The 2,224-nt window shown below is 65.3% G+C and carries 2 protein-coding genes; both read left to right on the forward strand.

Features of this window, described 5'->3' with window-relative positions; genetic code table 11:
- Window positions 1-97: 97 nt before the first annotated feature.
- Window positions 98-1,339: an IS21 family transposase gene (gene istA / locus LGY53_RS43335; protein ID WP_225732495.1), complete on the forward strand. Its 1,242-nt coding sequence runs from the start codon at window positions 98-100 to the stop codon at window positions 1,337-1,339.
- Window positions 1,339-2,151, forward strand: coding sequence for an IS21-like element helper ATPase IstB (istB, locus tag LGY53_RS43340; protein ID WP_225732496.1), 813 nt, complete (start codon window positions 1,339-1,341; stop codon window positions 2,149-2,151). Before istA ends, istB begins: the two co-directional genes overlap by 1 nt.
- The last annotated feature ends 73 nt before the right edge of the window (window positions 2,152-2,224 follow it).

Raw genomic sequence — 2,224 nt, forward strand, 5'->3', positions numbered from 1 at the left:
TGTCGACGGCGGGTGAAAACTGACCCCTGCGTGGCATCTGAATTTTGACCCCTTGTCCGGTTGATCCTGGTTCGAACCGAGCCAGGAGGACGAAGGGATGCTTGCCGTGGAGGATTGGGCTGAGATTCGTCGTTTGCACCGGTCAGAAGGGCTGCCGATCAAGGCAATAGCCCGGCTTTTGGGCGTGTCCCGCAACACTGTGCGGGTGGCTCTGGCCTCGGACAGGCCGCCGAAATACGAGCGGGCAGCGAAGGGGTCGATCGTGGACGCGGTCGAGCCGCAGATCCGGGAGTTGCTGAAGTTGTATCCGACGATGCCGTCGACGGTGATCGCCGAGCGGATCGGCTGGACGCGGTCGATCCGGGTGTTGTCTGCGCGGGTCGCGGAACTGCGGCCGGTGTATGTGCCACCGGATCCGGCCTCACGGACGGCGTATGTGGCTGGCGAGATCGCCCAGTGCGATCTGTGGTTCCCGCCGATCGAGGTGCCGGTGGGGTTCGGGCAGGTCCGCGGTCCGAAGAAGCTGCCGGTGCTGACGATGGTGACGGGGTATTCGCGGTGGTTGTCGGCGATGTTGATCCCGTCGCGGCATGCGCAGGATCTGTTCACCGGCTGGTGGATGTTGATCGACCGATTGGGTTCGGTGCCAAGGGTTTTGGTTTGGGACGGGGAAGGGGCGATCGGGCGTTGGCGTGGTGGCCGCAGTGAGCTGACCGCCGAATGCCAAGCCTTCCGAGGCACTTTGGGTACCAAGGTCATCGTCTGCAAACCCGCCGACCCGGAAGCGAAGGGCATTATCGAACGTGCCCACGATTATCTGGAGCGTTCCTTCTTGCCGGGCCGATCATTCACGGGCCCCACCGATTTCAACACCCAACTGACCGAATGGCTGACGGTGGTGAACACCCGGCCGCGCCGCGCGCTGGGGTGCGCGCCGACCGATCGGATCACCGCCGACCGGCACGCCATGCTGGGTTTACCGCCGGTGCCGCCGGAGACCCGGTGGCGGTCATCGACCCGACTACCCCGTGATCACTACATTCGCTTCGATTCCAACGACTATTCGGTGCACCCGTCGGTGATCGGCCGCCGCATCGAAGCCGTCGCCGACCTGCACCGGATCCGAGTGTTCTGCGCCGGTCGGCTCGTCGCCGACCACGAACGGATCTGGGCCTGGCACCAAACCATCTCCGACCCCGATCATGTCGCGGCGGCGAAAGCGTTGCGGGCCAGCCGCATCGGTGTCCTGCGACCGGCACCCGAACCCGAGGTCGAGCAGCGGTGCCTGACCGATTACGACACCGCGCTCGGTGTCGACCTCGAAGGCGGGGTGGCCTGATGACCACCACCAAGACCACGACCAAAACCTCTACCACCGCACGGGATTTGACCGCCGAGCTCAGCTTCCTCACCCGGGCGTTGAAGGCGCCGACGTTGCGGGAATCGGTGCCTCGGCTGGCCGAACGCGCCCGCGGCGAGAACTGGACCCACGAGGAATTCCTCGTCGCCTGCCTGCAACGCGAGGTCTCCGCCCGCGAGTCCCACGGCGGTGAGGGACGCATCCGCGCCGCCCGCTTCCCCTACCGGAAATCGTTGGAAGAGTTCGACTTCGGCCATTCCCGCGGTCTCAAGCGCGACGTGATCGCTCACCTCGGGACCCTGGATTTCGTCATCGCGAAAGAGAATGTCGTGTTCCTGGGCCCGCCCGGCACCGGCAAAACGCACCTGGCGATCGGATTGGCGATCCGGGCCTGTCAGGCCGGGCACCGGGTCGCGTTCGCCACCGCCGCCGAATGGGTCGCCCGCCTCGCCGAAGCCCACCACGCGGGCCGGTTGCAGGCCGAGCTGATCAAGCTCGGCCGCTACCCACTTTTGGTGGTGGACGAGGTCGGCTACATCCCCTTCGAGAACGAAGCCGCCAACCTGTTCTTCCAACTCGTTTCATCCCGCTACGAACGAGCATCCCTGATCGTCACCAGCAACAAGGTCTTCGGCCGCTGGGGCGAGGTCTTCGGCGACGACGTCGTCGCCGCGGCCATGATCGACCGCCTCGTCCACCACGCCGAGGTCATCGCCTTGAAAGGCGACAGCTACCGGCTCAAGGACCGCGACCTCGGCCGCGTCCCCGCCGCCGGAACAACTGAAGACTGAAACCAACCAACCCACCGGAAAGGGGTCACGATTCATTTGCCGGAAAGTGTCCAGGGTTCAGCTGCCGTTGACA

Source organism: Nocardia sp. JCM 34519.1, assembly GCF_020361265.1.
In the GTDB taxonomy this organism is placed as follows: domain Bacteria; phylum Actinomycetota; class Actinomycetes; order Mycobacteriales; family Mycobacteriaceae; genus Nocardia; species Nocardia arthritidis_A.